Source organism: Flectobacillus sp., assembly GCF_049240685.1.
Lineage (GTDB): Bacteria > Bacteroidota > Bacteroidia > Cytophagales > Spirosomataceae > Flectobacillus.
The window spans coordinates 1-3,812 of record NZ_JBMLSD010000267.1 but is presented as its reverse complement, the minus strand read 5'-3'; the positions used below and the strand labels follow the sequence as shown (position 1 = coordinate 3,812).

Genomic DNA, 3,812 nt, shown 5'->3' with positions numbered 1-3,812 from the left:
GATGTTATTGGTTAAAAGATTATCGGTTATCGGAATAAAAAAGTAAGTAGTCGTGCAAAATTAGATTTAATTTTTTTGAGTTAGGTACGAGGCAAAGAGTGTGAAACTTTTTAGTAACGATAGATATGTTTTTGCCGAATACCCAAAGCTGAAAACCGAAAGCCCAAAAATTAGATTTAAGTTATGTGTTTAGGCAACAGGCAAAGAGAGTGAAAATGCTTTACCAAACACAATATTTAATTTTTCCAAAATCCACCGCCCAAAGCCATTACCTGAAAGCTTAAAGAGTATTCTATTTCAACTTTACCAATATTTTAAACTAAATTTCATATAAAAACTACTCATACTTTTGATTTCAGAAAAATAACCTATTTTCTTTTGGAAGTAGTTATCAAAGCCACCGCAGTTACAATGATTCCGCCTGCGACAATCATCAAGGGGTGTAACTCCTCACCTGCCAATAACCAGCCCAACAACATTGCCACTAGTGGATTAACATAAGTATAGGTTGATACTAAGGTTGGCGGAGCCACTTTAATCAACCAGTTAAATACATTAAAGGCCACAATTGAGCCAATAACAATCAAATATAGTAAGGCAAAAATAGCCGTTGACTTTACTTCTATTTGAGTAAAATGTTGAAAATCACCCAAAAAGAAGCTTATGACTAAGGACAAACCTCCTCCTATGATCATTTGAATACCCGATAATTGAGGAGTCGAATAGGGTAATCTAGCTTTTTTGAGAATGACCATACTAGCATTAAATGCAATAGTTGCAATGAGCATCAAAACCACGCCATAGATATAATATTGCTCGTATCCCTTGAGTGCCAACTTTTTTAAACTAATCAAAATACCCACCCCAACGATACCCAGTAACGAACCTAAAATCACTTTGGGCTGTGGTTTTTCAATATTCGAAAACCAAAGCATCAGCACCAACACAACAGGACCTAATGCCGAAAATAGTGCTGCATAGCTGGAAGGAATCCATTTTCCTGCAATTGTAAAAAATCCATTTCCCAAGGTAATCATTAATGTACCTGTAAGCGTCATGGTGAGTAAGTGTTTTTTACTAGGTCTTACGTATTTTTTTGAAACCATCGCCCAGATTAAAAGAATGGTTCCGGCACTTAAATTACGAATTCCAGACCCCATGACAGGTGGAAAACTTTGCACCATAAAACGAATGGCCAAATAGGTAGAGCCCCAGACAAAGTACAGGATACCTAAACCTCCCCAAATTTTTAGCTGTTGATTTTGTTCTTTCATCTTGCGAAGTTGGTGATTTTTTGGGAAAGTTTGTGAATTCTTATGATGGCTGTTTATATTTACTTAAATGAATTTTTTCAAGAATGATACTTCTACAAAACATTCATTTGGTCATTACCTGCTAAATTGTATTTTTCAACAAACTACCTTCCGCATGAAAAAAATTTCACTATTGAGTATTGTATTGTTTCTAGTAAGTTTTACTTATTCGTCTCTTGCTCAAAAACTTCCCAGTATCTCTGAAAAAACCAAAGGACTCAAAAAATTTGAAGGCTTCTTACCTTTCTTTTGGGACGAGGATACTGGAAAAATCTGGTTACAAATTGACAAATTTGACAAAGAGTTTTTGTATTATTCTTCGTTACCTGCTGGCTTAGGTTCTAATGATATTGGCTTAGACCGTGGTTTACTAGGCGATGAAAAAGTAGTATTTTTTCAAAAAATTGGTCGTAAAATTCTTCTTACCCAACCCAACTACAAGTATCGTGCGCTTACTAATGATGCCAATGAAAAACGTGCGGTGCAACAATCATTTGCCTCCTCTACTATCTGGGGATTTGTAGCCGAGGCAGAAGAAGATGGAAAAGTATTAGTTGATGCCACAGACTTTCTCATGAGCGATGTTTCTGGAATTGCCGACCGAATCAAAGGAATGAAACAAGGAAGTTACGCTTTGGACAAATCTCGTTCGGCAATGTTTTTGGCAAACACGAAAAACTTTCCGCTAAACTCTGAATTTGAAGTTACATTGACATTCGTAGGTGGTGAAGATGCAGGAGAGTTTGTTCGCTCGGTGGCACCAAGTCAGGATGCTTTGACCTTGCGTGTACATCATAGTTTTTTACAATTGCCTGACTCGGATTACAAACCAAGAGTATTTGATCCTCGTTCTAGTTTTAATGCTATTTCTTATTTTGATTACTCGACTCCCGTATCCGAGCCTATCGACAAGTATTATATAGTTCGTCATAGATTAAAGAAAAAAGACCCTAAAGCTAAAGTTTCTGAAGCGGTAGAACCAATCATTTACTATCTCGACAATGGTACACCAGAGCCTATTCGCTCGGCTTTGATGGAGGGTGCACAATGGTGGAATCAAGCATACGAAGCAGCTGGTTATAAAAATGCCTTTCAAGTAAAATTATTGCCAGACGATGCCGACCCGATGGATGCTCGCTACAATGTTATCAACTGGGTTCACCGTAGTACTCGTGGCTGGTCGTATGGTGCTTCTATTATTGACCCTCGTACAGGCGAAATCATCAAAGGTCATGTAACATTGGGTTCGTTGCGTGTTCGTCAGGACTATCTCATTGCACAAGGTTTGTTATCTCCTTTTGAAAAAGGTGAAAAACTAGACCCAGAAAAAGACCCAATGCTCAAAATGGCATTGACTCGCTTAAAGCAATTGGCGGCTCATGAAATTGGCCATACTTTGGGATTAATGCACAATTATTCAGCAAGTATCAACAATAGAGCTTCGGTGATGGATTATCCGCACCCAACGGTAAAACTCAATAGCAAAGGAGAAGTAGACCTTTCTGATGCTTACGCATTGGGCATCGGAGAATGGGATAAATATTCTATTACTTTCGGCTATCAAGATTTTCCACAAGGCACAGATGAAAAGGCTGCTCTGAACAAAATTATTGACGAAGCTAATGCAAAAGGTTTACTATTTTTGACAGATATTGACGCTCGTCCAGCAGGAAGTCACAGCTCAACGGCTCACCTTTGGGATAATGGTAAAAATCCAGTGGATGAATTAAATAATACCTTGGCGGTTCGTCAAAAAGCCTTAAGTTCTTTTGGAGAAAATAGTATCCGTAAAGGAATGCCAATGTCACATTTAGAGGATGTTTTGGTACCAATTTACAATTACCATCGTTACCAAGTAGAGGCTGCAGCAAAGATTATTGGTTCAGTAGACTACCGTTATGCTTTGCGTGGCGACGGACAAAAACCTAATACCTTGGTAAGTAAAGAAACGCAGCAAAAGGCTTTGGATGCTGTTTTACAAACACTTTCATCAGAAACCTTGACGATTCCTGAATCTATCATCCAATTGATTCCTGCACGTCCTGCGGGCTACTGGCCAAGTCGTGAGTTATTCAAAAAACGTACAGGTCGTGCATTTGACCCATTGGCAGCTGCCGAATCTGCAACTGATTTTCCACTACAATTCTTATTACAACCTGAGCGTGCAAGTCGTATGGTCGAATACGAAGCACGATATGGTAGTCTAGGTTTGGAAGAAATGCTCACTCAATTAATTGAAAAAACTTGGAAAGCCCCTAAAACCACAGGCTTGGCTCGAAAAGTACAGTTTCAAACTGAACAAATTGTATTGACGCATTTGTTGGCATTGAGCATAAACGAAGCCGCTAATTATCAAGTTCGTGCGGTTTGTGGCAAAGCTATCAAAGATTTGAAAGCCTATATCGAAACCCAAAAGAACACGAAAGAAAGCGATTATGCGGCACATTTAGATTACGCTGTAGAAAGAATGAAAAATCCATCTGCTGCGAAAGTAGCTGC

Annotated in this window: 2 protein-coding genes; one reads left to right on the top strand and one right to left on the bottom strand. The window is 38.6% G+C overall.

What is annotated here, in order from left to right; all coding sequences use genetic code 11:
* Positions 1-368 precede the first annotated feature (368 nt).
* Complete coding sequence (locus tag ACOVQ4_RS12355) at positions 369-1,274, bottom strand: DMT family transporter (RefSeq protein WP_421820950.1); 906 nt, start codon at positions 1,272-1,274, stop codon at positions 369-371.
* 154 nt (positions 1,275-1,428) lie between these two features.
* On the opposite strand from ACOVQ4_RS12355, the gene ACOVQ4_RS12350 reads away from it, so the two are divergent.
* Positions 1,429-3,812 (top strand): zinc-dependent metalloprotease (locus tag ACOVQ4_RS12350; RefSeq protein ID WP_421820949.1); only part of this gene is annotated, 2,384 nt, incomplete at its 3' end.

What these genes read in the sequence shown, in the direction of transcription:
- ACOVQ4_RS12355 (WP_421820950.1), bottom strand. Translation starts at nt 1,274, where the DNA reads ATGAAAGAACAAAATCAACAGCTAAAAATTTGGGGAGGTTTAGGTATC.